This is a genomic window from Nonomuraea sp. NPDC050663, from assembly GCF_044456985.1.
Lineage (GTDB): Bacteria > Actinomycetota > Actinomycetes > Streptosporangiales > Streptosporangiaceae > Nonomuraea.
This window is the reverse complement of sequence record NZ_JBITGL010000008.1, coordinates 342,443-366,600: the sequence shown is the minus strand read 5'-3', so window position 1 is coordinate 366,600 and position 24,158 is coordinate 342,443. Positions and strand designations below refer to the sequence as shown.

Here is a 24,158-nt window from a genome sequence, read left to right as displayed (position 1 = left end):
CGTCGTCAGGACCGTCGTCGGGCTCGGCCAGCTCACGCAGCCGGTCGATGTCGACGTTGGCCTTGTTCCTGAACAGCGCCAACACGATGGCCAGGCCCAGGCCCAGCTCCGCGGCGGCAATGACGATCACGAAGAGGGTGAGCACCTGCCCACCGTGCAGCCGGTCGCCGAGCCACACGTCGAAGGCGACCAGGTTGATGTTGACGGCGTTGAGCATCAGCTCCACGGACATCAGGACCAGGATCGTGTTCCTCCTGGCCAGGACGCCGTAGACGCCGATAGAGAAGAGCACCGCGGACAGGACGGCCGGGTAGACGATGTGCACTACTTCCCTCCGCTTTCGCCGTTCGGAGGCGTGTGGTGGCGGGACGATGCGTCGTCTCGCGCTCCTGGCGGCGCGCCAGGATCAGCGGCACCCGGTGGCGCGCTCGGCGGGGGGCCGTCGGCGCCCCTCGCCTCGGTGCCGGAGCTCCCCATGGGCCGGATGTCGGTGCGCGACAACACGATCGCGCCGATCAGCGCGGCCAGGAGCAGCACCGACAAGGCCTCGAACGGAAGCACCCAGTTGCGGAACACGCTGGTGCCGAGCTCCTTGGCGGCTCCGGCACCCGGTTCGAGCGGCGTGTAAGCGTGGCGGAAGCCGTCGATGACCACGGTCACCAGGACCCCGGCCGTGGCCAGCGCCACGACCACGGCCACCTTCCTGTTGCCGCTGTCGAGGTCGGCGGTGCGCCCGATGGGAGCCCGCGTGAGCATGATGCCGAACAACAGGAGCACGATCACCGCGCCCACATAGATGAGGACCTGCACCCAGGCCACGAACTCCGCGGTGAGCACCAAGTAACACCCGGCCAGCGCACCGAAGGCGAGCACCAGCCACAGGGCCGCGTGGACGAGTTGTCTGGTCGTGACGACGAGCAGCGCCGACCCGATTGCGACCACACCGAGCAGGATCAGGACGATCTCTTGTCCGGTCGGCGGGAAGAAGGGGGGCACCGGCGTGGTCACGACTATTCCTCCTCGGACTCCCGTGTCTCAGCAGGCTCCAGGCCGCCTGGCGGACGGATGGACCGGGGGTCGGTCATCCTGCGCCTTCGTGGCTCCGCGCGAGAAGTCTGCTCCTCCGAAGCCGGGTCGGAGGGCGGCGCGCCCGAACCTGTGGACAACTCTTCTGGCGCCTGCTCGCCCGTGGGCGACGGGGCGGACTCGCCTTGCCCTGCCTCCGTCGCCTCGCCTGGCTTCGGCAGCGACCCAGGGGGCCGGATCGCGCGCACATTGGTCGGCGCGCGGCGCGGGCGCTCGCGAGGCGTACCTTCCTGTACGGCATGCGGTTGGGCGGCTGGTGCTCCACCGTTCTCCTCGGGGGATGCGACACCGCCTGATCCAGTCGCGGGCTCAGAGGGAGCGGCACTGCTGGCGCCTTCAGAAGGCGCGGCACCGCCGACACCAGCCGCAGCCTCGGCGGCGCCACTCGCACCCGACGTCCCGGCCGCAGCCCTCCTGGCCGACGCCTCAGGCGGGGCACTCCCAGCGGATCCCTCAGCCATCCCCTCGGCCGCCGTCTCCCCGCCACCCCGGGCCCCACCCGCGGCCCGGGGCCCGGACCGCCCCGCCGTACGAGCCGCTCCTCCGGCGGGTCCGCCCGCGGGCCTGCGAGGGGTGGCGCTCAGCTCCTTCGGCGGCTCGGCGCCCACCTCGTGCGCGGGCGGCGGCGGCACGGTCTCGACCCACGAAGCCAGCCGATCCTTCTCATGCAGAAGGTTACGAATATCCCCTTCGGCGTACTCGAACTCCGGCGACCAGAAGAGCGCGTCGAACGGGCACACCTCGATGCAGATCCCGCAGTACATACAGAGCGAGAAGTCGATCGCGAACCGGTCGAGGACATTGCGCTGCCGCGGCCGTCCGCCTTCCGGCGCGGGCAGCGTCTCCTTGTGCGAGTCGATGTAGATGCACCAGTCGGGGCACTCGCGGGCGCACAGCATGCAGGAGGTGCAGTTCTCCTCGACCAGGGCGATCACGCCGCGGCTGCGCGGCGGAAGGTCGGGATGGACCTCGGGGTACTGCTGGGTGACCGATCTGCGCAGCATGTGGCGAAGGGTGATGGACAGCCCCTTTGCCAGCCCTACTCCCGGTATCCGCGCCATGATTGAACATCATGACGCAACAGGCGTCCGACGTGAATCCGCCACACGATTTCCACAACAGTCCACAAGAGATCTCGGGTTATCCACAGCTTGCTTCCACAGTCCGTTTTGACCAGGGAAGGACAGATACTCTGCGGGCATGTCGAACAGCCACGCGATGCGTCCGCCGAGCAGCGGAGCCTGGGTGGCCGCGGTGGCGTGGGCAGCGGTGCCCGTGATCACCTGCGGCCTCGCCACACCGTTCTCGATCGGATTCGCCGCCATCTGGCTGCGGAGCGTCGTGCAAGGCGTGGCGGCCTTTCTCTACCTGCTGTGCATCAGCGTGTTCGTCGCGGTGACCGCCAACTACGACGACTTCGACCTGGTTCCCGAACCCGCGTCCACAGTGATCACGATCGCCCTGATGATCAGCTGGATCGGCGGCGCGATCCACTCCGGCATCCTGGTCCCCCACATGGTGCGACGCCGCCAGCCCGTGCACAGCCTGCCGACGCGGCCGACGCATCACCACCGTGTGCCGACGATGCCGCCCTCGCCCATGACCCCTCACTTCATCGGCCACTACCAGGTGCTCCAGACCCTGGGCCGGGGCGGGCAGGGCTCGGTCTACCTCGCCGCCGCGCCCAACGGCGCCCGGGTGGCGGTCAAGGTGCTCCACGAGCTCGGCAACGAGACGGCGCGCCAGCGGTTCCTGCGCGAGGTGGAGGCCGCGCAGCGCGTGGCGACGTTTTCCACAGCCCGCGTGCTCGACGTCAACATCAGCGGCCCGCACGCCTACATTGTCAGCGAGTACATCGAGGGGCCGTCGCTCGAACAACTGGTCAAAAGGTACGGCCCGCGCGACGCCGACAGCCTCACCCGACTCGCGTTATCCACAGCCGGTGCACTCGCGGCCATCCACAAGGCCGGGATCGTGCATCGTGACTTCAAGCCAAGCAACATCCTGATCGGCGCAGACGGCCCGCGCGTCATCGACTTCGGCATCGCCCGAGCGCTCGACCAGGTGACAGTGACCATGGGGAAGATGGTCGGCACGCCGCCCTACATGTCGCCCGAGCAGTTGTCCGGGCAGCCGGTGGGGCCGGCGTCCGACGTGTTCAGTTGGGCGGTGACGATGCTTTTCGCGGCGACAGGACGGCCGGCGTTCGGCGAGGACAGCGTGCCCGCGGTGTTCAACAGGGTGCTCACGGTTCATCCCGACCTGTCGCCCTTACCTCCGTCGCTGCGCAGGATCGTGGGTTCGTGTCTCGACAAGTCGGCGGAGAACCGTCCGAGCGCCTCCGACGTGATGCTGGCCATCGTCCACTGACCCTTTCGCGCCACATCTGACATTCGTCACACCCACGCGGCTGACGCACGGCACTACACGGCATCGGGGCAGGTCAAGCACGCTCGTGGCATGACGAAGGCACTCGAACTCCAATCAGTCAGCAAGCAGTACGGCCAGACCAGGGCGCTCGATCAGGTCGACCTCGACATCGGCGAAGGGGAGGCGGTGGCGGTGCTGGGTCCCAACGGCGCGGGCAAGAGCACCATGCTCTCCATCGCCCTCGGCCTGCGGGCGGCCGACACCGGCACGACGAAGGTCTTCGGCAGCTCGCCGGTGGAGGCGCTGAAGGCAGGACGCGTGGGCGTGCTCCTCCAGGAGGCGGGGCTCCCCGAAGACGTCAGGGTGTCGGAGCTCGTCGAGACCGTGGCGGGCATGTATGCCAAGCCGCTGCCTGCCGTACAGACCATGAGGGCGGCGGGGGTGGAGCAGCTGGCCGGCAAGCGGATCGGGCAGCTGTCGGGCGGGCAGCGGCAGCGGGTCCGGTTCGCGCTGGCGCTGGCCGGGGATCCGAAGCTGCTCGTCCTCGACGAGCCGACGGTCGGCCTCGACGTCGACAGCCGCAGGTCCCTGTGGCACCACGTGCGCGAACGGGTCGACGCGGGATGCACCGTCGTTTTCGCCACGCACTACCTGACCGAGGCCGACGACTACGCCGACCGCGTGGTGCTGCTGTCCGAAGGGAAGATCGTCGCCGACGGCCCGGTGGAGCAGATCAAAGCCCTGGTGGGCGGGCTGGAAGTGCGCTTCACCATGAAGGACGCGGATCCCTCGCGGCTGGAGTCGCTGCCAGGCGTGCGGCAGGTCCACATCGACGGCCCGGCGGTGACGCTGCGCACGAGCGACTCCGACGCCACCCTTCGCGCGCTGTTCCTCGACCTCCACGAGATCAAGGACGTGCGCACCGCCGTCCCCGACCTGGAGAGCGCCTTCGTGAGCCTGACGGGAGGCAAGGACTGATGCGGTCGTATCTCAAGCTCGAACTGCTCCGCGGCCTGCGCAACCCGGCCAACCTGATCCTCCTCACCGGCTTCCCCCTGGCGCTCTATCTGCTGTCCACCAAGGTGCTGCAGCCCAAGGGGCTCACGTTCGACTTCGAGGCCTCCCACATGGTGTCGATGGCGACCTACGGGGCGATGGGCGGCGCGCTGTTCATCGGCGGCGCGATCGCTCTCGAACGAACCAACGGCTGGCTGCGCCAGCTGGCGGTCACGCCGCTGCCGGCGCACGGCTACCTGGTGGCCAAGCTGGTCAGCGGCGCGGTCGGCGTGCTGCCGAGCATCGTCGTGGTGCTCATCGCGGGTGCGACACTCGGCGGCGTACGGCTCCCGGCGGCCACCTGGCCTGCCCTGGTCCTGCTGATCTGGGTGGGTGTCATCCCCTTCGCCATGCTGGGCATCGCCTTCGGCTATTCGATGAGGGGCCAGAGCGCCAGCCTGGCCATGATGGGCGTCTACTTCCTGCTGTCGGTGCTGGGCGGGCTGTGGCTGCCGGTCGAACTGATGCCGTCGGGCATGCGGACCCTGGCCGAATACAGCCCGGCCTTCCAGGCGGGTTCGCTCGGCTGGCGGGCCCTGGCCGGGCAGGGACCGACGGGCACGTCCCTGCTGGTCCTGGCGGCCTGGGCCCTCCTCTTCGCCGCCCTCGCGGCGTGGCGTTACCGTCGGGCGCTATGAGCAACGTCATGGAGCTGGACTTCTCCCGTGGCGGCGCCGTCGCCAGGGCGGGGTCCAGCGCATGGCTGCTGATCCTCATCTGGCCTCTCTGGTCGTTCTTCTCAGCGGCGCCCGGCCTCGGCCTGGTGCTCTGGGTGGTCGCCGGCGTGGGGCTCTTCGCCACCTGCTGGATCTCGATCGTGCGGCGTATGTTCGGCCCGGGGAGCATGACGCCGCGCCCCTGGGCGCTGGCGGGCCTGCTCGGCAGCGTGCTGGTCCTGTTTCCGGTGCTCGGCGTGCCCTGGGCATACGTCTCGTTCGTCTTCGTCGTCACCGCCCTCGCCACCGCCGCCGACGGTCTCGCCTTCGGCGTCGGTCTCATGGTCACCATCGCCGTGGAGGTCGGAGCGCTGGTGGCGTTCGGCGAGCCGATCGCGCAGATCTGGTGGGTGCCACTCATCATCGTGGTCCAGGCGGTGGCGGTGCAGAGCATGAAGCACATGGGCGGACTGCTCCACCGCCTCAACATCGCCCGCGAGGAGGTGGCCCAGCTCGCCGTCGACAACGAACGCCTGCGCTTCGCCCGCGACCTGCACGACACCCTCGGCCACACGCTGAGCTCGATCACCATCCGCAGCCAACTGGCCGCCCGCCTCGTCCGCAGCGACCCCGAACGGGCCGCCGGCGAGATGGGCGACGTGGAGCGCGCGGCGCGGCAGGCGCTCGACGAGGTACGGCAGGCGGTGGCGGGCTATCGGGCGCCATCGTTGTCGGAGGAGCTGGAGAAGGCGTCGAGAAGTCTGGGGCTGGCGGGGATCCGGCTGGAGGTGACGCCTGCCCAGGAGCCGATTCCGGCGGAGACCGAGGTGGTGCTGGCCTGGGTGGTTCGGGAGGGGGCCACCAACGTGCTGCGGCACGGGGCGGGGGCCCGCACGTGCTGGGTGCGGTTGTGGGTTGACGGCATCGAGATTCGCGACGATGGCAACGGGGTGGCGGATGATCGAGCGGCGAGCGGGGACGCGCCGACCACGGACCAGGGGGACGGGCACGACTCGGGAGGTGCACACGCTTCGAGAGCCGGGCAAGGGCTGACTGCGCACGGACCTGGAACGGGGCTGCAGGGGTTGGCGGAGCGGGTGGCGAGTGCCGGTGGACGGCTCGAGGTCGGAGCTCCGCCCGAAGGTGGGTACCGGCTGAGAGTGTGGATCCCCGGAACGGAGGCGCCATGAGCCAGGAGGAGACGGGTGCCGGGGGCTCCGGGCCGCCGATAAGAGTGCTGATCGCCGACGATCAGGACCTGGTACGGGGCGGCTTGGCGGCGTTGCTGGGTCTGGAGGACGACATCGAGGTGGTCGCCGAGGTCGGCAGAGGCGATCAGGTGGCCGAGGCGGTGAGGCTGCACCGGCCGGATGTGGTGCTGCTCGACATCGAGATGCCCGGCTTGTCCGGCCTGGAGGTGGCCGAGCGGTTGCGGGGCGAGCGGGTGATCATCGTGACGACCTTCGGCAGGCCGGGCTACCTCAACCGGGCTTTGGACGCCGGGGTGGCGGGGTTCGTGGTGAAGGACGCGCCGGTGGCCGAGTTGGCGGGCGCCGTGCGGCGGGTGATGGGCGGGGAGCGGGTGATCGATTCCAAGCTCGCGGTGAGTGCGCTGACGCTGGGTCCGAGCCCGTTGACGCAGCGGGAGGGGGAGGTGTTGCGGGCGGCGGCCGATGGGTCGACGGTGCATGACATCGCCACGCGGTTGTTTCTTACGGAGGGGACGGTGAGGAACTACCTGTCGTCGGCGATCACCAAGACGGGGGCGCGCAACCGGGCTGAGGCTGTGCGGGTGGCTGAGCAACGGGGATGGCTTTGAGCAGGCTGCTCGCCGACGCGGGGGTTGCGGAGTGACGGGCGTAGCGGGGCGGGGGTGGCTTTGACCGCGCTCCTCGCCGACGCAGGGGTTGCGGAGCGACGGGGCGGGGCTGCGCGCGCATGCGAGATGGCGTCGCCGGTTGACGTGGCGTCGCGGATGGCGTGGCGGCGCGGATGGCGTGGCGGCGCGGATGGCGTCGCGGATGGCGTCGCGGATGGCGTCGCGGATGGCGTGGCAGGGCGGCGACGCGTCGAGGGGCGGCGGGGTGTCGCGAGATGGCGCGGAATGGTGGGGCGGCGCGAGATGGCCGGGGGCCGGGGTGGCGTGGCGTTGCGGATGGCGGGGCCGTTGCGGGGGGTGGTGGTGTGGCAGGGTAGCGGGACGTTGCGGGGGCGGCGGGCGAGGTCGGTAGCGGGCAGGACGGCGGGGCGTTGCGGGGTGGCGGGCAGGCTCGGCAACGGCAGGACGGAACGTAGCCGGCGCGGCGGCGCTCCGCCGTTAGGGGGGCGATCTGTGACGGGCTTCGTCAGAAGGTGGCGTGCTTGGCCGTGCGGACGCGCTCCAGATACTCCTCCCGCGTCAGCCGTACCACCTGGAGCGGCAGGTCGTGGCGTAAGGCGAAGCGGTTGACGTCCTCCGGAGACCAGAAGCCCGGGAGGTGGCGGCGGGTTTCGTTGCCGCTGTCGATAACGAAGAGGCCGGTCAGGTCCTCGTAGCGGTACAGGATGAACCACAGGCCTCGGCTCAGGCGGAGGGGCGGGAGGTTCTCCTTGCCGCGCGAGACTCGGAGCATTTCCGTGTCCACGGTCAGGTTGACGCCGCCGTACGAGCCCAGGACGTCGCCGCGTTCCACCTTGCGGCGGTGGAACCAGCCGCGGACAGGGCGGAGCACGCCGAGCACGGGGCTGAAGAGTGCCAAGGCCCACTTGGAGTCGAGCAGGTCGAGAAGGAAGCGACCTAAGGAGGACAGGCCGCGCCAGGCCAGGAAGCCGCCGACGGTGACGATGTAGGCCATCAGGAAGAGCCCGGCCACCGACGCGCCGAGGATGAGGGGGCGGGACCAGCGGCCGAGGCGCATGACCTTGTGGCCCGTCAGGCGGCGCCAGCCTGGGGCGCGGGCGGACAGGCGTACGGGGACCGGGGCGGACATGGAGGAGTCGAAGGTGGCTCCGGCCGTCCAGGCGAGCTGCCGGAGGGGGCGATAGTGCCATTCGCCGGGGAGGTCGAGCATGATCATGCCGTCGGCGTCCCGGAGAGCCAGGCCTTTGAGCACGCCGGACTCCTGGGTGTGGGAGTAGAGGCACAGGCCGGCTGGGCGGAGCCGTACGGATTCACCCGGGACGGTGACGACCAGTGCGCTGCCGTCCCACTGGAGGAGCGTTTTGGGGCGTTTGGAGCCCTTGGTTGGTCCGGCGACCGGCTTTACGTCCATGGAAACGATGGAAAGTCACCCCTCTGCGACAGAGGCCCCCTTTGCTCGGGATGACGGATAAAGGGGAGATAAAGTTCCTGGCGATCGAGACCCTTGGCGTCGCTGCGGGGGTGGAGGTGGGGCTCTGGAGATTGGCTGGGCTACCCAGGCTCACGCGACTGGCGGTGGGGCTACAGCGACAGGACCTTCACCACACCCGTGAGCGCCAGCTGGACCAGCGCCAGCGGCACCAGACCCACCCAGGCCAACCTCTGCAACTGATCCTCACGTAGCCGCGGATAGCTGACCCTCAGCCAGATCACGATGAACGACAACGCACCCACCTTGATCAACGTCCACAGCCATCCTGGGAGCAGCGGCCCCTGCCAGCCGCCGAGGAAGAGCACGGTCGTCAGCAGGGAAAGCACCACGATGCCGACGTACTCCGCCAGCATGAAGAGGGCGAACCGCATGCCGGTGTACTCGGTCATCGGCCCCATGATGATCTCGGACTCGGCGATCGGCATGTCGAACGGCGGGCGCCGCAGCTCCGCGAGCCCCGCGACGAAGAAGACGACGGCGCCGATGGCCTGCCACGGCAGCCACCACCACTGCCAGGCCTCGACGATGCCCGGGATCGACAGCGTGCCCGCGGCCATGGCGACAGACGAGGCCGCGAGGACCAGCGGCAGCTCGTAGGACATCAGCTGGGCGGCCGAGCGCATGCCGCCGAGCACGGAGAACTTGTTGGCCGAGGCCCAGCCGGCCATGATCGATCCGAGGACGCCGACGCCCATGACCGCCAGCGCGAAGAAGAGGCCGACGTCGAGGTCGACGCCGACGAAGCCGTCGTCGAGCGGGATGACGATCAGGACGACCAGGTACGGCACCAGCGCCACACCTGGGGCGATCATGAAGACGCGGCGATCGGCTCCGGCGGGGATGATGTCTTCCTTCTGGGCGAACTTCACGCCGTCGGCGATCAGCTGCGCCCATCCGTGGAAGCCTCCGGCGTACATGGGTCCCAGGCGCGACTGCATGTGCGCCATCACCTTGTGCTCGGTCTGACCGACGATCAGCGGCAGCAGGAGGAAGAGCAGCAGGATCGCCGCGAAGTGCAGCAGGATGTCAAGCACTGGGCGCCTCCCAGTCGGCGGGCACGCCCGGCGGGAGCACCTTGCGCCGGGAGGGTGCCGACTCCCCCGGCTCCTTGGCTCCCGGCCACGGCTTGGCGACGCGGGCGGCGAGGATGAAGTCCTTGCGCAGCGGGTGGCCTTCGAAGCCGTCCGGGAGGAGGAGCGGGACCAGGTACGGGTGGTCGTCGAAGGTGATGCCGAACATCTCGAAGGTCTCGCGCTCGTGCCAGTTGGCGCCGCGGTAGACGCCGATCGCGGTCGGGAGGCGGGGGTCGGAGGCGGGGACCCAGGTTCGGAGGAGGAGGCGCTCCTGGGTGCTGGGGTTGTAGACGTGGGCGACGACGAAGAAGCCGTCGGGTGTGTCGTCTACGCCGGTCAGCCAGTCGAAGAACTCGTAGCCGCCGTCGCGGCAGGATCGGAGCAGGGGGATCCAGTCGCCGCGCTCGACGTCGATGGTGCGCTCGCCGAAGGTCTCGGACATCTCGCCGAACGGGATGGATGGGAGGGCGCCCGAAATGTCCCCGGTGGGGGCAGGAGAGTCGCCCGCTGAGGCGGGTGAGCCGGATGGCGGAGTTGTGGGGTCGGAGGGCCCGTCACTGGGAGCCGAGCTCATGCCTCCTCCCCATGCGACCGAGACCACACATACCGCTCGGACAGCCGCTCCGCCGCGATCTTCTCCTGCAACTTCATGATCCCGTGCAGCAACGCCTCAGGCCGTGGCGGGCACCCCGGCACGTACACGTCCACCGGAATGATCTGATCCACCCCGTTGGTGACGCAGTACGAGTCCCAGTAAGGCCCCCCGGAGTTGGAGCAAGCCCCGAACGAGATCACGTACTTCGGCTCCGGCATCTGCTCGTACAGCCGCTTGACCGCCGGCGCCATCTTGTCGGTCACCGTCCCCGACACGATCATGAGGTCCGCCTGCCGGGGCCCGTTGGCGAACGGGATCACCCCGAACCGGATGAAGTCGTGCCGCGACATCGAGGTCGCGATGAACTCGATCGCGCAGCAGGCCAACCCGAAGTTGAACACCCAGAGGGAGTACCGCCGCCCCCAGTTGAGGACGAAGCGCATGGGTGAGGGCGCCAGCCGCGAGACCGGCCCCACGGTGGGCATCGGAAGATCGGCCATGCGGCCCATTGTCGCGCGGGATGGCGACTAGGAGTAGAGGGCCGCGCGGGCGTTGTCGGCGATGACGCCCGCGAGGACGGCGGCGGCCGCCTCCAGTTCCCGGTCGATTTCCTTCATAGAGGGCGTCAGGCAAGGACAGGAGCAACCCCTACGTCCATGTAAGGACACGTTTGCGCCACGAGTAGACGATCCCCAGCGCGATGAACCCCAGGAAGACGAACATCTCCACCAGCGTCGTCATCCCGAACCCCGGCGCCGCGAACACGGTCGCCCAGGGGAACAGGAACACCGCGTCCACCGCGAACACGACGTACAGGTAGATGAACACGTAATACCGGATCTGGGACTGCGCCCACCCCTCACCCACCGGGTCGACGCCGCACTCGTAGGCGATCAGCTTCTCGGCCGTGGGCCGGGAGGGCCGGAGCAGGCGGTTGGCGGTGAGAGCGACGGCCACGATGCCGACCCCGATGGCCAGGAGTACGGCGACCAGCAGGTAGGAGCCGAAATAGCCGTCCATGACGCGATGCTAGCCGCGAAAGGCCCGCCAGGCGAGCATCATCAAGCCTCCGCCCCAGTCATCCCAAAAACGGGTAAATAGCAAATAACCCGTCCTAAGGTGACATGCATGCATAAAAGCCGATTCTTCGGAGGAATCGCGCTGGCCGCCTCCTGCCTCGCAGGATGCGGCGTCGCCACCGCCTCCCCGGACCAGGACGCCCCCGTCCCGGCCGACCCCACGAAGATCAGCTTCGTCGACCCCGCCACGGTGCAGGGACTGACGACCCGGAGCCTGTCCGAGGGAGAGAGCGGCGGCAGATATATCCACGCGTCCTACCCCACCTTCGCCGACGCCCCCGAGTTCAACCGGGAGCTGGAGAAGGAGGCGCGCAGGCAGGTCAGCGAGTTCCAGGGGGAGACCAGGGGCACCAGCGCCCCGGCCAAGCCCGAGATCAACATGGACTGGCAGCTGCCCGTCGTGTCCGATGCGGTCATCGCGGTACGGCTGCGCACGGGCGTCTTCTATGGAGCCAACTGGGGCGACTCCACCAAGACCCTGTGGTTCGACCGCAAGGAGCGGCGCCTGCGCGGGCTCGTCCAGGACGACCGGGGAGTACGGCGAGCGGTGCTGGCGCGGTTCACCGAGCGCGGCATCAAGACCTTCCCCAACGACATCGGCTTCGATTCGCTGACCTTCAATCCCGATGGGGATCTGGTGGTGGAGTTCGACGAGTGCGAGGTCGCCGACTGCTCCCAGGGGCGCGTGGCGGTCGCCGTACCGAGAGAGCAGGCCAGGCCTCTCCTGACGGCGACCGGCCGGCAGGCGCAGGACGCCGCGGCCCAGCCGGTACGGCAGAGCCCGCCGCCGTCGGCCGAGCCCACGGAGACGACGGCGGCGACCGGCGCCACCGACTGCTCGGTCGCCAAATGTGTGGCGCTGACCTTCGACGACGGCCCCGGCCCCTACACCCCCGAGCTGCTCGACCAGCTCGACCGCGCGGGGGCCAAGGCCACCTTCTTCACCGTCGGGCTCAACGTCGCCGCCGATCCGCAGGTGGTGCGGCGCATGGTGCGCGAGGGGCACGTGGTCGCCAATCACAGCTGGTCGCACCGCGATCTGTCGAAGTTGTCGTCCAGCCGCGTCGCCGACTCCCTGACCCGCACCCAGGACACTCTCGCCGCCGCGACCGGCCGGCGCCCGACGCTGATGCGCCCGCCGTACGGAGCGATCGGCAAGGACGTGCAGACCGTGTCTCAAAGGATGGGACTGGCCTTGGTGAACTGGAGTGTCGACACGCAGGATTGGAAGTACAGGGACCCGACAGAGGTCGCACAGAAAGCCGTCGGGGGAGCCCGTCCAGGGGCGATCATATTGATGCACGACATCCATCGGTCCACCGTTGACGCGGTTCCGGCCATCCTCAAAGCACTGCAAGGGAAGGGTTACGCCCTCGTGACCGTTCCTGAGTTGTACGGCAGTAGCGAGATGCGTGCCGGACGCCTGTACACGGCAGGACCCCTCGACCGAGCCACGAGATAGGGGGACGTATAGTTGGCGCTCGTGACCCCTACCGTCCTCTTCGCCCGGCTGCACGTGGACCTGTGCAGGCTAGCCTCTGGGCTGTGTCACGCTCTCGGCGATTCCTGAAGCACCATCCTGAAATCGACTGCGATTACCCACTTTGGGCAGTGGGGAAACGTGTGACCTCCCGAGGATCTAGCATGGTTATAGAGAACGCGCCACAGCGACCGACAGCGCCCCGGCGCGTCGAGGAGGACTGAGCTGTGTCCAAGCAAGTCCAGCAACTCGATCGCGTGATCATCCGTTTCGCCGGCGACTCCGGTGACGGCATGCAGCTCACCGGCGACCGCTTCACCGCGGGCACGGCCGAGTTCGGCAACGACCTGAGCACCTTCCCCAACTTCCCCGCCGAGATCCGCGCCCCCGCAGGAACCCTGCCCGGCGTCTCGAGCTTCCAGCTGCACTTCGCCGACCACGACATCCTCACCCCGGGCGACGCGCCGAACGTGCTGGTCGCGATGAACCCCGCCGCGCTCAAGGCCAACCTGGGCGATCTGCCCCGCGGCGCCGACATCATCGCCAACACCGACGAGTTCACCAAGCGCAACCTGCAGAAGGTCGGCTACGCCGCCAACCCCATCGAGGACGGCTCGCTGGGTGAGTGGCGCGTGCACGCGGTCCCGCTGACCTCGCTGACGGTCAAGGCGCTGGAAGACCTGGAGATCTCCAAGAAGGACGCCGAGCGCTCGAAGAACATGTTCGCGCTCGGGTTGCTGAGCTGGCTCTACCACCGGCCGACCGAGCACACGATCAAGTTCATCGAGACCAAGTTCGCCAAGAAGCCCGAGATCGCCAAGGCCAACATCACGGCCTTCCAGGCCGGCTGGAACTACGGCGAGACGACCGAGTCGTTCTCGGTGTCGTACGAGGTCAAGCCGGCCAAGCTGGCCCCCGGCCTCTACCGCAACATCTCCGGCAACCAGGCGCTGGCCTACGGCCTGATCGCCGCCAGCGTGCAGTCGAAGCTGCCGCTGTTCCTGGGCTCCTACCCGATCACCCCGGCCAGCGACATCCTGCACGAGCTGTCCAAGCACAAGCGCTTCGGCATCAAGACCTTCCAGGCCGAGGACGAGATCGCCGGCGTCGGCGCCGCCCTGGGCGCCTCCTTCGGCGGCGCGCTCGGCGTGACCACCACCTCCGGCCCCGGCGTGGCACTCAAGGCCGAGACCGTCGGCCTGGCCGTGATGACCGAGCTGCCGCTGATCCTCGTCGACGTCCAGCGCGCCGGTCCCTCGACCGGCATGCCCACCAAGACCGAGCAGACCGACCTGCTGATGGCGATGTTCGGCCGCAACGGCGAGTCGCCGGTGCCGATCGTGGCCCCGCGCAGCCCGAGCGACTGCTTCGACGCGACCATTGAGGCCGCCCGAATCGCTGTCAAATACCGGACACCGGTCTACCTCCTGTCCGACGGCTACCTCGCCAACGGCTCCGAGCCGTGGCGGCTGCCGGAGATCGACGAGCTGCCCGACATCTCCACCGAGTTCGCGGTGCACAATCCGGACGAGGAGTTCCTGCCCTACAAGCGCGACCCCGAGTCGCTGGCCCGCCCGTGGGCGGTTCCCGGCACTCCCGGGCTCGAGCACCGCATCGGCGGCATCGAGAAGGCCGACGGCAGCGGCAACATCTCCTACGACTCCAACAACCACGACCTGATGGTGCGCCTGCGCCAGGCCAAGATCGACGGCATCGACGTGCCCGACCTCGAGGTCGACGACGAGACCGGCGACGCGAGGGTGCTGGTCCTGGGCTGGGGCTCGACCTACGGCCCCATCGCGGCAGCCGTACGGCGCATCCGCAAGTCGGGCGGCAAGGTCGCCCAGGCCCACCTGCGCCACCTCAACCCGCTGCCGAAGAACACCGGCGAGGTGCTGAAGAGCTACGACAAGGTGCTGCTGCCCGAGATCAACCTCGGCCAGCTCGCCCTGCTGCTGCGGGCCCGTTTCCTCGTCGACATCATCAGCTACAACCGCGTGCGCGGGCTCCCGTTCAAGGCCGAGGAGCTGGCCGGGGTCATCCAGGACGTGATCGACAATGACTGAGCTGGTTAACGGCAAGGGCCTGGCCCTCATCCCGAAGACGGACGTCAAGCAGACCCTGAAGGACTTCAAGTCCGACCAGGAGGTGCGCTGGTGCCCGGGCTGCGGCGACTACGCCATCCTGGCCGCCGTGCAGAGCTTCCTGCCGGAGCTGGGACTCAAGCGCGAGAACATCGTGTTCGTCTCGGGCATCGGCTGCTCCAGCCGCTTCCCGTACTACCTGAACACCTACGGCTTCCACTCCATCCACGGCCGCGCGCCGGCGATCGCGACCGGGCTGGCCTCCAGCCGGCCCGACCTGTCGGTGTGGGTGATCACGGGTGACGGCGACGCGCTGAGCATCGGCGGCAACCACCTCATCCACGCGCTCAGGAGGAACGTCAACCTCAACATCCTGCTGTTCAACAACAGGATCTACGGTCTGACCAAGGGGCAGTACTCCCCCACCTCCGAAGTCGGCAAGATCACCAAGTCGACGCCGATGGGCTCGCTCGACAAGCCGTTCAACCCGATCTCCCTGGCGATCGGCGCCGAGGCCACCTTCGTCGCCCGCACGATCGACTCCGACCGCAAGCACCTGCAGTCGGTGCTGCGCGAGGCCACCGCCCACCGCGGCAGCTCGATCGTGGAGATCTACCAGAACTGCAACATCTTCAACGACAACGCCTTCGAGCCGCTCAAGGACCCCGACGTCCGTGACGGCATCACGCTGCGGCTGGAGCACGACCAGCTGATCGCCAACGCGACGCAGGCGGTCGTGCGGGGCGCCAACGGCAGCCTGGAGGTCGTGCCGCGCGAGTCTGTCAGCGACGAGCGCATCCTGGTGCACGACGCGCACAACCCCGACCCGTCGGTGGCCTTCGCGCTCAGCAGGCTCGACGAGCCGGCGTTCGAGCACGTGCCGATCGGGATCTTCCGTCAGGTCGACCGGCCGGCCTACGACACGCTCATCAACGAGCAGGTCGACGCCGCGGTGGCCGAGAAGGGGCAGGGCGACCTGGCCGCACTGCTGCAGGGCGGCGACACCTGGCGCATCAGCTAGCAGACCGACACGACGAGGCGCCGCACCCGCGACCAGCGAGGGGCGGCGCCTTCGCCGTAAGCAAGCGCCTTCACAAGCAAGCGCCTTCGACGCAAGCAGGCGCCTTCACAAGCAAGCGGCTTCGCCGTAAACAAGACGGCTGCGCTCCGTGAACGGGCTAGCGGAGGCGTTTGTACAGCACCGCGGCCGCGTCGCGGCTGCGCCGCAGGGCCGACGGGGGCGTGAGCACCTTGGCCCGCACGCTCTCGATCGTGTCGCCCGCCACGATGCTGTACCGCGGCTGCAACCACCGCCCGGGCACCGCCCGCCGCCGATCACTCGTGTACACCATGCGGTAGCCGTATCCCCGCAAAGCCGTCAGTACCGACCGGTCGTACCACCCGAACGGGATGGCCGCCTCCGCCACCGACCGCTCGCTCGCCTGCCCGATCATGTCGCGCGCCCGGTCCATCTCGTCGTTGCGCGTCGCCGGATCCACGTACCGCCAGTCGACGTGGTCCATGCCGTGCGACCCGATCCGCATCCCCGCGGCCACGAGTTCGCGCACCCCCGCGACGCTCACGCGTCCCTTGTCGCCGAATCTCCCGGCGAGCGGAAAGAAGGTGGCCGTCAGTCCCCTTGACTCCAACTCCGGCAACGCGATGTCGACATCAGAGGTGAATCCGTCGTCAAAACTGATTCTGACGTGCTCATTCCCCGCCACCTCGTCAAGAATCTTGACGAACAGGTCGCGAGGAATGAAGTACTGATGCGCGTCAGGCTCCACGTGCGGTCCTGGCTCGCCAATTCCATGAAACAGGATATTTACCCTTTCGATCATGAAATTGGCTCCTTCTCGTGATTAGTTGCGCGTCAAGAATCTCGTAGGGGAACATGTGCTAGTGAATCGCTCATCCTCCTTACGTGCCAAGCTAGTGGAAGCTCCGGGTTCCGTGGCAGGCAAGGCCCGACTGCGCCGCTGGAGCTGGATGCAGGCCGCATTTCCCGAGCTCGACAAAATGCGCGTCATCGACCTCGGCGGCACTCCGTCCTTCTGGCTCCGGGCTCCCGTCCAGCCTGAGCACGTCAAGGTGGTGAACCTAGCAGAAGCGGCGGAAAACGACATTCCCTCGTGGATCTCCACCGACGTCGCCGACGCGTGCGACCTCCCCAAGGAGATCGCGGGGGAACACTACGACCTGGTCGTGTCCAACGCCGTCCTGGAGCACGTGGGCGGCCACGCCCGCCGGGCCGCCTTCGCCGAGGCCGTCCACACCCTGGCCGACCGCCACTGGGTGCAGACGCCCTACCGCTACTTCCCGGTCGAGCCGCACGTGCTGTTCCCGCTCTACCAGTTCCTGCCCGTCCACGTCCGCGCCGGGATCATCCGCCGGTGGCCGCTGGTGCACACCAACGCCGCCACCCGCGCCCAGGCCCTGCGCGACGTCTTCGAGGTGGAGCTGATCGGCGTTGCCGAGATGTCCTTCCTGTTCCCTTCCTCCGTCATCAAGAAGGAGCGAATGGCGGGGTTGCCTAAGTCCCTCATCGCGATCAAGGCCTGACCCCGTGTTCACCGCCCTGATGAAGATCGCTATCGTCATCGTCACGTACAACAGCGCCGAAGTGCTCGAAGGCTGCCTGGAGTCCCTGTCCAGAGGCTCCCAGGGCACCCGGCTCTCCCATGTCGTCGTCGCCGACAACGCCTCGGCCGACAACTCCTGCGCCGTGGCCACGTCCGCGCGCGAGCTGCCGGTCCAGGTCGTCCAGATGGGCAGGAACGCCGGGTACGCCGCCGCCGTCAACGCCGGCGTCGACTCGCTGCCCCTCGAGGACCTCGACGCGGTCCTGGTGCTCAACCCCGACTGCCGCCTCCATCCGGGTTCGCTCGGCTACCTGGCCAAGGCCATGGACCTCGGCGAGCGGCGCGGCATCACCGTGCCCCGCCTGGTCAACCCCGACCAGAGCCTGCAACCGTCGCTGCGTCGCGACCCCGCCATCCACCGGCAACTGGCCGAGTCGGTCATCGGCGGAACCAGGGCGGGCCGCATCGGCTCGCTGGGCGAGCTGATCACCGATCCGCGCCACTACGACCAGCCGGGTCCGGCGGTCTGGGCGACCGGAGCGGCGATGCTCATCTCCACCTCGCTGATCAAGGAGATCGGCTCCTGGGACGAGTCGTTCTTCCTCTACAGCGAGGAGACGGAGTACGCGCTGCGTGCCCGCGACCACGGCTGGTCGCTCTGGTACGAACCGCAGGCCGTCTTCGAGCACATCGGGGGCGAGTCCGACACCAATCCGGCGCTCTACGCGCTGCTGATGGTCAACCGGGTCAGGCTGTTCTACCGCAGGCGCGGCAGGATCGCCGGTGGAATCCACCACGGCCTGATCATCGCGGGCGAGAGCGTGCGCGCCCTGACCGGCAGGCGTACGGCACGCGCGGCGCTCAAGGCCGTGCTGCGCCCCTCGAAGCTCCCTTGGCCGCCCCGATGAGGATCGTTCCATTCGACAGCCTGTCCGACGCGGACCTGGCGCACTGGCACGCCCTCAGGGCCACGGACGAGGCGTTCGACAGCCCGTACTTCCACCCCGGCTTCGCCGCCGCCGTCCACGCCAGCGGCCATGCGGTCGAGGTGGCGGTGGACGACGGCTTCGTCTTCGCCTTCCACCGCGACGGCTCGCTGGCCCGGCCCGTGGGCTGGCCCGCCGCCGACTTCCAGGGGCCGATCGGCACCGGCTTCCCGCCCGAGGAGTTCGTGAAGACCGCCGGGCTCGGCGGCCTGGCCTTCGACCACCTGATCGAGGGTCACCCGGGCTTCGAGCCGTACATCGAGAACCGGCGCGTGTCGCCGTACATCGACGTCAGCGGCGGCCTCGACGGCTATCTGAGCCGCGCGTCCCGCAGCGGCAAGGACAACATCGGGCAGGCCCGGCGCCGGGCCAAGAAGGCCGAGCGGGAGCTGGGCGAGGTGCGCTTCGCCGCGGACGCGGCCGACCCCGGGCTGCTCGACGAGGTGATCAGGCTCAAGCGGGCGCAGTACGCCGCGACCGGCGCGCGTGACTACTTCGCCGACACGCGCCACGTGGATCTGATGCACCGCCTGCTGAAGGTGCACGACACGGACTTCGCGGGCGTGCTGTCGACCGTGCACGCGGGCGATCATCTGCTGGCCGCCCACTTCGGCATGCTCTCCGGCGGCGTGCTTCACTGGTGGTTCCCGGTCTACGAGCCGAGTCTGTCCGGATACTCCCCCGGCTGGATCCTGCTGCGCGAACTGATGGGCGCGGGCTTGGAACGTATCGATCTGGGCCGGGGCGAAGATGAGTACAAGCGGCGTGCCATGACCGGCCAGACCCTCGTCGGCGAGGGCCTGGTGGGCGGTGGCGCGGTGCGCAGAGTCGTTCGCACGGCCGGCAAGATGGCACGATCGTCGTCCCTCCTGCGCCAGGTCGCACGAGGTGTTCGGAGGTACACCCAGAGATGATCCGTGCTCTCCTGGCTGCCACGGTCCTGGCCGTGACAGCCTCTTGCGGTGCGAGCACGCCCCCCACGGCGGCCACGAGCGCTCCGCCGGCGCCGGCCACGAGCGCCGCGGCGCCCGAGCAGAGCGCCACGCCCACACCGTCGCAGAAGCCCGTCAAGCAGCCCAAGTACGGCGTGCCGAAGGATCTGAAGCTGACGCCCTCCACCGGCGTGTGGGCGGTCCCCGGCCAGGTGATCGAGGGCCTCGACATCAAGGGGCACATCTTCATCGACGACGGCGTGACGGGCGTGGTGATCCGCAACTGCCGCATCACCGGCACCGGCAAGGACGCCTTCGGCATCCACCAGGCCGGCAGCGGCGAGGTGACCGTCGAGAACGTCACCATCCGCGGCGACTTCCTCGACGCGGGCATGGGCTACGAGAACATCACCGCCCGCAACCTCGACATCTACGGCATGACGCACGACGGCGCCAAGGTCGGCGACAACTTCTCGATCACCGACTCGTGGATCCACGACTTCAAGCCCTCCAAGGGCTCCCACGCCGACGGCCTGCAGGTCTTCGAGCGGGTGAAGAACGTGCTGATCAAGGACAACGTCATCGAGATCGGCATGGGCGGCACCTGGCGCGGCCACGAGCCCACCGACGACAACACCAACGCGGCGTTGTTCATCGTCTCGACCCTCGACCGCGGCAGGTCCGGCAAGATCGTCATCGACGGCAACCGGCTCAGCGGCGGCGGCTACACCGCCTACATCGGGGTCAAGGGCGCGGATCTGTCATTCGTCAACAACACCTTCAAGCGCGGCGCCTACCTGTGGGACGCGGTCGACGAGCGTGCCTACGCGACCGTGTGGCGCAACAACACCTTCTCCGACAACGACCAGGAGATCCCGCTGCCTACTCGCTGACGCCGGCGAGCTTGCCGCGGGCCAGCAACCGGCCCGCGGTCATGATCTCGGTGAAGGCCGCCGCGCTGATCAGGCGCAGCACGAGCAGGTAGCCGGCGCCGATCACGACGCTGCCCGCGACCAGGCCGAGCGGCACGGGCAGGCCCGCCTGCCGTACCCCGAAGGCGGCCAGCCAGCCGGCCGCGGCGGCGATCGCCGTGGCGGCCGTCGGCGGCCACAGCGCCCGCAGCCAGTCGACGAGGGTGAAGCCGGTCACCCTGCCCATGTCCATGATCCGGAAGGGCACCAGCACCATGGTCGCGAGCGAGTAGGCCGCAGCCACGCCGACGACGCCCCAGGGCAGGCCGGCGAAGAAGGCGGGCAGCGTGACCACCATCGGGATCCAGGACCAGCGGAAGGTCATGTCGGCGCGGCCCAGTCCCATGAAGACCGAGCCGCCGATGGTCGTCAGGGAGTCGAAGATGCCGGTGGCCGCCAGCGCGATGAGCACGGGCACGGCGGGCAGCCACTCGGGGCCGAAGACCGTCTCGATGAGCTCGGGCGCCAGCACGGCGGCGGCGACCATGGCGGGCACCGCGATGGCGGCGATCAGCCTGGTCATCGCCAGATAGATGGAGGCGATGCGCGCCTTGTCGTCCTGGATGCGGGAGATGATCGGGAAGGCCACCCGGTTGGCCACGGTCCCGAGCACGCCGACGGGCACCAGCATGATCCGGTAGGGCACCATGTAGAACGAGAGCGCGGTCTCGCCCAGGAACCTGCTGATGATCACGTTGTCGGCGCTGCGGGTGGCGTAGCCGATGCCCTGCGAGACCATCACCGGCACCCCGAAGCGCCACACGTGGCGGAAGCCCTCGCGGTCGGCGCGGAAGGACGACAGGCCCGCGGCGACCAGCCAGATGGCCAGCACGATCAGGTCGGTGGCCACCTGCTGCACCACCAGCGCCCAGTAGCTCGCCCCCATCATCGCGGCCGCGATGCCCAGGCCCGCGCCCATCAGCACCGCCACGACCTCGCCCAGGCCCAGCACCCGGAATCGCAGCTCTCGCTGCAGCCGCGCGCTGGCCACCACGGTGAAGCCCTTCAGCAGCGGCCCGATCGCCAGCACCGCCAGCACGGGAGCCAGCCGCTCGATCCCCAGGAAGTCGCTGACAGGTACGGCCAGCAGCACCGTCAGCCCCGACAGCAGCACCGCGATGCCGGTCATGGTCCAGAACGTCGCGCCCTCGTCCTGCTTGCGCAGCACGTCCTTCTGCACGATGCCCGAGGCCAGCCCGGTCTCCAGCAGCACCGCGGTGAAGGTGATGTAGATCGTGGCCGCCGCGGCCACGGCGAACTCCGTGGGGCCGAGCATGCGGGCCAGCACCACCACGAATCCCAGCCGCCCGACCTGGCGGGCGATCATCGCGGCGACGGTCCACTTGGCCCCGCTCGCGGCGGTCTCGGCGGTGCTCACGCTCACTGGAGGGGAACCTTGTCTCTGTCTCGGATCGACACCCGCCACATCACCCCGGCGATGCCGACGAGGAAGTGGGTGGTGACGAACATGATGTTGAAGCCGAAGGAGTCGAAGGTGGCGGTCACCAGCGCCGCTCCCGCGATCGACCCGGCCAGCGCCTGGGCCAGGTCACGCATGTGCGGGTCCTTGGTGGTCCACTCGATCCTGCGCACGAGGAAGTAGCCGCACGCGAACAGCCCCACCAACCCGAGCAGGCCGAACACCCCTTGGGTGATCAGGTAGTAGAGGTAGCCGTTGTCGAGGATGCGGTAGAGCTTGGGGATGTAGGTGCCCGGTCCGGTGCCGAACACCGGATAGTCGGCCCACAGCTTGAGCGCGATGGCGTAGTCGTCGGTCCTGCTGGAGATGCTGGTGTCGTTGGCGATGTAGCCGAACAGGAAGAGGTTGCGGATCGAGCCCAGCAGGCCGGGGAAGACCAGGCTCATGCCGAGCACGCCCACCAGGCCGATGGGCACCAGGGTGGCCAGCACGCGGACCCGGGTGGCCAGCAGGTAGATGATCAGCGAGACGCCGGCGGCCAGGATGCCCGAGCGCGACAACGCCATCGGCAGCCCCGCGCCGATCACCGCGACCGCCGCCCACCAGCGCAGCCGCTGCTCGCGGGGCGAGTGCAGGGCGAAGTGCAGCGCGATCGGCAGCAGCATGCCGAGCACCACGCTGAACTCGATCGGGTGGCCGGCCAGTCCCTGCACCCGCAGGTATCCTTCGCGGGCCAGCGACTCCAGGCCGATGGGGTCGAAGTACTTCATGCCGGGGATGCGCAGGTCACGGTAGATGTCGATGACCTGGAAGTTCTGCAGCATGCCGGTCACCGACAGGATCACGCCGAGGCCGACCAGCCAGCCCAGCAACCGGCGCACGCCGGTCATGTCCTTGATGGTGTCGGCGGTGAACAGCAGCATGCCCAGCGACGACGCGACGAAGATCATGGTGGCGTCGGCGCCCGAGGCCTCCAGCGACGACATGCCGCGCAGCTGGCCGGCGATGTAGCTCGCGAACAGCGCGATCATGATGTACAGCGCCATGTAGCGCACCGGCTGCGGCCCGCTGTCGAGACCCAGCTCCGGCGTGCAGCGGCCGTAGAGCCACAGGAGGAGTAACAGCAGGCCGATGAGCATTGAGGGGATGCCGACCTGGCCGAGCGCCTCGATGCTGAGCGAGGTGGGGATCAGGAAGCCCGCCGCGAGCAGCAGCCCGAGGACGGTCTGCTCGTTCCACCGCATCACCATGGCGAAGGCGGCGAACAGGGTGACGACCAGGATGCCGAGGGTGAAGTTGGGCAGGAACGTGGGCAGCGTCAGGGAGAGCCCGCAGACCACCAGGTAGACGGTCGGCAGGCCCCAGCGCTTGTGCAGCAGGGTGCTGACCCTGCCCCTGACGATCGAGCTCATCTCATGCGGCTGATGTCGATCCTGGGCAGCTCGCCGGTGGGCATGTCGTCCTCGTGCGAGACGACGCGCTCGGGCTCGGGCTCAGGCTCGGGCGTGGCCTCGGGCTTCGGGTCGGGCTTGACCTCGGGCTTGGGCTTGGCGGCACTCTTGGGCTTCGCCTTGCCGTTCCCGTTCCCGTTCCCGTTGCCGTTGCCGTTGCCGTTGCCGTTCCCGTTGGCCGCGGGCTCCGGCTTCTGGACGCGGAACTCGACCGTGGCGGAGGCGGGCCGCTCCTTCTTGACCTCGGGCTCCGGCCTGGAAACGGCCGACGAGGCGACCGGCGAGGCGACCGCGGGAGCGAGGGCAGGGGCGGAGACCGGCGCCGCGAGCGGCGCGGGCGACGGAGCGGGCGTGACGGCGGCGGACGGTGCGGCGGGCGTGACGGGCGCCGCGGCCGCGATCGCGGGAGCGGGCTGGCCGCCCGTGGCGCGGGCCTGGCGCGAACGCTTGGCGTAGTCGAGGATCAGGCACAGGCCGAAGGAGAGCACCAGGCTGAGCGCTCCGGCCACACCCGCGACCTTGAAACGATTGCCGTTGGAGACCGCCGCGCTCTTGGGCTGGACGACGTCGTCGAGGACGACCCGGTAGCGCATCGGGATGGCCTTGTCGGCCTGCAGCTGCTCAAGGCGGTTGCTGAGCTCCTTGCCGATGGCCCGGTAGATCGCCAGCGCCTCCTTGTCATCGGAGTCGGTGACCAGGACCGAGATGACCGCCTGCCCGGGGTTGTCGAGCGCGAATTTCGCGTCGGACCCCTTCGGAATAAGCTTCTTGGCGACGTCGGGCGATTGCCCGACCTGAGCCATCACCCAAGCCGTCGACTGAATGTCGAAATAAGGGTTGAGCTGCAGACTCTGGACCGATTCCAACGTTCCAAGGAACTGGTAGTTGACCCGGAACGCGCCCTGGACCTCGTATGACGCAGCGACGTGCGTCACCGCCAGCACGCTCAGGCCCACCGAGGCCATGAGCATGGGAATCAGGATCATCCATCGCCTGAAGCCAATG

The 24,158-nt window shown here is 68.8% G+C and carries 24 protein-coding genes and 1 pseudogene; 13 read left to right on the top strand and 12 right to left on the bottom strand.

The genetic code is table 11. The annotated features are described in order from the left end of the window. Positions 1 to 28 precede the first annotated feature (28 nt). The 3 genes and pseudogenes from nuoK to ACIBH1_RS26700 all read right to left on the bottom strand — a co-directional run. Positions 29 to 325, bottom strand: a pseudogene (nuoK, locus tag ACIBH1_RS26710) (NADH-quinone oxidoreductase subunit NuoK); the annotation flags it as partial. Continuing rightward, positions 325 to 1,008, bottom strand: coding sequence for an NADH-quinone oxidoreductase subunit J (locus tag ACIBH1_RS26705; protein ID WP_397316651.1), 684 nt, complete (start codon positions 1,006 to 1,008; stop codon positions 325 to 327). The pseudogene nuoK and the gene ACIBH1_RS26705, both read right to left, overlap by 1 nt. A 2-nt stretch (positions 1,009 to 1,010) precedes the next feature. Beyond that, positions 1,011 to 1,985 carry a 4Fe-4S binding protein gene (locus tag ACIBH1_RS26700; RefSeq protein ID WP_397316785.1) on the bottom strand — a complete coding sequence of 325 codons (975 nt, stop codon included), beginning with the start codon at positions 1,983 to 1,985 and terminating at the stop codon, positions 1,011 to 1,013. Between the two features lie 301 nt (positions 1,986 to 2,286). On the opposite strand from ACIBH1_RS26700, the gene ACIBH1_RS26695 reads away from it, so the two are divergent. The 5 genes from ACIBH1_RS26695 (at position 2,287) to ACIBH1_RS26675 (ending at position 6,987) form a co-directional block, all read left to right on the top strand. Next, positions 2,287 to 3,456 (top strand): serine/threonine-protein kinase, encoded by a 1,170-nt coding sequence (locus tag ACIBH1_RS26695; protein WP_397316650.1) that lies wholly within the window; start codon positions 2,287 to 2,289, stop codon positions 3,454 to 3,456. 90 nt (positions 3,457 to 3,546) lie between these two features. Continuing rightward, complete coding sequence (locus tag ACIBH1_RS26690) at positions 3,547 to 4,434, top strand: ATP-binding cassette domain-containing protein (protein ID WP_397316649.1); 888 nt, start codon at positions 3,547 to 3,549, stop codon at positions 4,432 to 4,434. Next, positions 4,434 to 5,150: an ABC transporter permease gene (locus ACIBH1_RS26685; protein WP_397316648.1), complete on the top strand. Its 717-nt coding sequence runs from the start codon at positions 4,434 to 4,436 to the stop codon at positions 5,148 to 5,150. Before ACIBH1_RS26690 ends, ACIBH1_RS26685 begins: the two co-directional genes overlap by 1 nt. After that, on the top strand, positions 5,147 to 6,358 hold the full coding sequence (locus ACIBH1_RS26680; RefSeq protein ID WP_397316647.1) for a sensor histidine kinase: 1,212 nt from the start codon (positions 5,147 to 5,149) through the stop codon (positions 6,356 to 6,358). The genes ACIBH1_RS26685 and ACIBH1_RS26680 overlap by 4 nt, the downstream gene beginning before the upstream one ends. Beyond that, on the top strand, positions 6,355 to 6,987 hold the full coding sequence (locus ACIBH1_RS26675; protein ID WP_397316646.1) for a response regulator: 633 nt from the start codon (positions 6,355 to 6,357) through the stop codon (positions 6,985 to 6,987). Before ACIBH1_RS26680 ends, ACIBH1_RS26675 begins: the two co-directional genes overlap by 4 nt. Positions 6,988 to 7,513: 526 nt before the next feature. Here the strand turns inward: ACIBH1_RS26675 and ACIBH1_RS26670 are convergent. The 5 genes from ACIBH1_RS26670 to ACIBH1_RS26650 all read right to left on the bottom strand — a co-directional run bounded on the left by ACIBH1_RS26670 (position 7,514) and on the right by ACIBH1_RS26650 (position 11,188). Further along, positions 7,514 to 8,419: a hypothetical protein gene (locus tag ACIBH1_RS26670; RefSeq protein WP_397316645.1), complete on the bottom strand. Its 906-nt coding sequence runs from the start codon at positions 8,417 to 8,419 to the stop codon at positions 7,514 to 7,516. Between the two features lie 170 nt (positions 8,420 to 8,589). Beyond that, positions 8,590 to 9,534, bottom strand: a complete 945-nt coding sequence (gene nuoH, locus ACIBH1_RS26665; RefSeq protein WP_397316644.1) for an NADH-quinone oxidoreductase subunit NuoH — start codon at positions 9,532 to 9,534, stop codon at positions 8,590 to 8,592. Beyond that, entirely contained in the window at positions 9,527 to 10,015 is a 489-nt protein-coding gene (locus tag ACIBH1_RS26660; protein ID WP_397316643.1) for an NADH-quinone oxidoreductase subunit C, read from the bottom strand. Before ACIBH1_RS26660 ends, nuoH begins: the two co-directional genes overlap by 8 nt. A 128-nt stretch (positions 10,016 to 10,143) precedes the next feature. Beyond that, positions 10,144 to 10,611: an NADH-quinone oxidoreductase subunit B gene (locus ACIBH1_RS26655; protein ID WP_397316784.1), complete on the bottom strand. Its 468-nt coding sequence runs from the start codon at positions 10,609 to 10,611 to the stop codon at positions 10,144 to 10,146. Positions 10,612 to 10,816: 205 nt separating this feature from the next. Further along, entirely contained in the window at positions 10,817 to 11,188 is a 372-nt protein-coding gene (locus ACIBH1_RS26650) for an NADH-quinone oxidoreductase subunit A (protein WP_397316642.1), read from the bottom strand. Between the two features lie 108 nt (positions 11,189 to 11,296). Between ACIBH1_RS26650 and ACIBH1_RS26645 the strand changes: the two genes are divergently transcribed. The 4 genes from ACIBH1_RS26645 (at position 11,297) to ACIBH1_RS26630 (ending at position 15,832) form a co-directional block, all read left to right on the top strand. Continuing rightward, positions 11,297 to 12,709, top strand: a complete 1,413-nt coding sequence (locus tag ACIBH1_RS26645; protein ID WP_397316641.1) for a polysaccharide deacetylase family protein — start codon at positions 11,297 to 11,299, stop codon at positions 12,707 to 12,709. Positions 12,710 to 12,730: 21 nt separating this feature from the next. Beyond that, the gene (locus ACIBH1_RS26640; RefSeq protein WP_376771787.1) at positions 12,731 to 12,817 is read left to right on the top strand and encodes a putative leader peptide; all 87 of its coding nucleotides are present in this window, start codon (positions 12,731 to 12,733) and stop codon (positions 12,815 to 12,817) included. 137 nt (positions 12,818 to 12,954) lie between these two features. After that, a complete protein-coding gene (locus ACIBH1_RS26635) occupies positions 12,955 to 14,793 on the top strand; it encodes a 2-oxoacid:acceptor oxidoreductase subunit alpha (protein WP_397316640.1) in 1,839 nt (612 codons plus the stop codon). Further along, complete coding sequence (locus ACIBH1_RS26630) at positions 14,786 to 15,832, top strand: 2-oxoacid:ferredoxin oxidoreductase subunit beta (RefSeq protein WP_397316639.1); 1,047 nt, start codon at positions 14,786 to 14,788, stop codon at positions 15,830 to 15,832. Before ACIBH1_RS26635 ends, ACIBH1_RS26630 begins: the two co-directional genes overlap by 8 nt. Positions 15,833 to 15,989: 157 nt before the next feature. Here the strand turns inward: ACIBH1_RS26630 and ACIBH1_RS26625 are convergent, their stop codons facing one another. Continuing rightward, a complete protein-coding gene (locus ACIBH1_RS26625; RefSeq protein WP_397316638.1) occupies positions 15,990 to 16,598 on the bottom strand; it encodes a polysaccharide deacetylase family protein in 609 nt (202 codons plus the stop codon). 166 nt (positions 16,599 to 16,764) lie between these two features. Between ACIBH1_RS26625 and ACIBH1_RS26620 the strand changes: the two genes are divergently transcribed. From ACIBH1_RS26620 to ACIBH1_RS26605, 4 genes are read left to right on the top strand one after another with little or no spacing between them, the layout of a single operon-like run. Beyond that, complete coding sequence (locus ACIBH1_RS26620; RefSeq protein ID WP_397316637.1) at positions 16,765 to 17,373, top strand: methyltransferase domain-containing protein; 609 nt, start codon at positions 16,765 to 16,767, stop codon at positions 17,371 to 17,373. Positions 17,374 to 17,392: 19 nt separating this feature from the next. Then, positions 17,393 to 18,301, top strand: coding sequence for a glycosyltransferase family 2 protein (locus tag ACIBH1_RS26615; RefSeq protein WP_397316636.1), 909 nt, complete (start codon positions 17,393 to 17,395; stop codon positions 18,299 to 18,301). Next, the gene (locus ACIBH1_RS26610) at positions 18,298 to 19,293 is read left to right on the top strand and encodes a GNAT family N-acetyltransferase (RefSeq protein ID WP_397316635.1); all 996 of its coding nucleotides are present in this window, start codon (positions 18,298 to 18,300) and stop codon (positions 19,291 to 19,293) included. Before ACIBH1_RS26615 ends, ACIBH1_RS26610 begins: the two co-directional genes overlap by 4 nt. A gap of 32 nt (positions 19,294 to 19,325) precedes the next feature. Beyond that, complete coding sequence (locus ACIBH1_RS26605) at positions 19,326 to 20,204, top strand: right-handed parallel beta-helix repeat-containing protein (protein ID WP_397316634.1); 879 nt, start codon at positions 19,326 to 19,328, stop codon at positions 20,202 to 20,204. Here ACIBH1_RS26605 and ACIBH1_RS26600 read toward each other — a convergent pair. Genes ACIBH1_RS26600 through ACIBH1_RS26590 form a run of 3 tightly spaced genes read right to left on the bottom strand, consistent with a single transcriptional unit; the run spans position 20,194 to position 24,139 of the window. Next, a complete protein-coding gene (locus tag ACIBH1_RS26600) occupies positions 20,194 to 21,666 on the bottom strand; it encodes a lipopolysaccharide biosynthesis protein (protein WP_397316633.1) in 1,473 nt (490 codons plus the stop codon). The two genes, ACIBH1_RS26605 and ACIBH1_RS26600, sit on opposite strands and share 11 nt — an antisense overlap. Beyond that, a complete protein-coding gene (locus ACIBH1_RS26595; protein ID WP_397316632.1) occupies positions 21,663 to 23,114 on the bottom strand; it encodes an O-antigen ligase family protein in 1,452 nt (483 codons plus the stop codon). The genes ACIBH1_RS26600 and ACIBH1_RS26595 overlap by 4 nt, the downstream gene beginning before the upstream one ends. Beyond that, positions 23,111 to 24,139 carry a hypothetical protein gene (locus tag ACIBH1_RS26590; RefSeq protein ID WP_397316631.1) on the bottom strand — a complete coding sequence of 343 codons (1,029 nt, stop codon included), beginning with the start codon at positions 24,137 to 24,139 and terminating at the stop codon, positions 23,111 to 23,113. The genes ACIBH1_RS26595 and ACIBH1_RS26590 overlap by 4 nt, the downstream gene beginning before the upstream one ends. Positions 24,140 to 24,158 lie beyond the last annotated feature (19 nt).

Coding starts and splice junctions, on each gene's coding strand:
- ACIBH1_RS26700 (WP_397316785.1), bottom strand. CDS start 1,985: ATGCTGTGCGCCCGCGAGTGCCCCGACTGGTGCATCTACATCGACTCG.
- ACIBH1_RS26695 (WP_397316650.1), top strand. CDS start 2,287: ATGTCGAACAGCCACGCGATGCGTCCGCCGAGCAGCGGAGCCTGGGTG.
- ACIBH1_RS26690 (WP_397316649.1), top strand. CDS start 3,547: ATGACGAAGGCACTCGAACTCCAATCAGTCAGCAAGCAGTACGGCCAG.
- ACIBH1_RS26685 (WP_397316648.1), top strand. CDS start 4,434: ATGCGGTCGTATCTCAAGCTCGAACTGCTCCGCGGCCTGCGCAACCCG.
- ACIBH1_RS26680 (WP_397316647.1), top strand. CDS start 5,147: ATGAGCAACGTCATGGAGCTGGACTTCTCCCGTGGCGGCGCCGTCGCC.
- ACIBH1_RS26675 (WP_397316646.1), top strand. CDS start 6,355: ATGAGCCAGGAGGAGACGGGTGCCGGGGGCTCCGGGCCGCCGATAAGA.
- ACIBH1_RS26670 (WP_397316645.1), bottom strand. CDS start 8,419: ATGGACGTAAAGCCGGTCGCCGGACCAACCAAGGGCTCCAAACGCCCC.
- ACIBH1_RS26660 (WP_397316643.1), bottom strand. CDS start 10,015: ATGTCCGAGACCTTCGGCGAGCGCACCATCGACGTCGAGCGCGGCGAC.
- ACIBH1_RS26655 (WP_397316784.1), bottom strand. CDS start 10,611: ATGCGCTTCGTCCTCAACTGGGGGCGGCGGTACTCCCTCTGGGTGTTC.
- ACIBH1_RS26650 (WP_397316642.1), bottom strand. CDS start 11,188: ATGGACGGCTATTTCGGCTCCTACCTGCTGGTCGCCGTACTCCTGGCC.
- ACIBH1_RS26645 (WP_397316641.1), top strand. CDS start 11,297: ATGCATAAAAGCCGATTCTTCGGAGGAATCGCGCTGGCCGCCTCCTGC.
- ACIBH1_RS26630 (WP_397316639.1), top strand. CDS start 14,786: ATGACTGAGCTGGTTAACGGCAAGGGCCTGGCCCTCATCCCGAAGACG.
- ACIBH1_RS26615 (WP_397316636.1), top strand. CDS start 17,393: ATGAAGATCGCTATCGTCATCGTCACGTACAACAGCGCCGAAGTGCTC.
- ACIBH1_RS26610 (WP_397316635.1), top strand. CDS start 18,298: ATGAGGATCGTTCCATTCGACAGCCTGTCCGACGCGGACCTGGCGCAC.
- ACIBH1_RS26595 (WP_397316632.1), bottom strand. CDS start 23,114: ATGAGCTCGATCGTCAGGGGCAGGGTCAGCACCCTGCTGCACAAGCGC.
- ACIBH1_RS26590 (WP_397316631.1), bottom strand. CDS start 24,139: ATGATCCTGATTCCCATGCTCATGGCCTCGGTGGGCCTGAGCGTGCTG.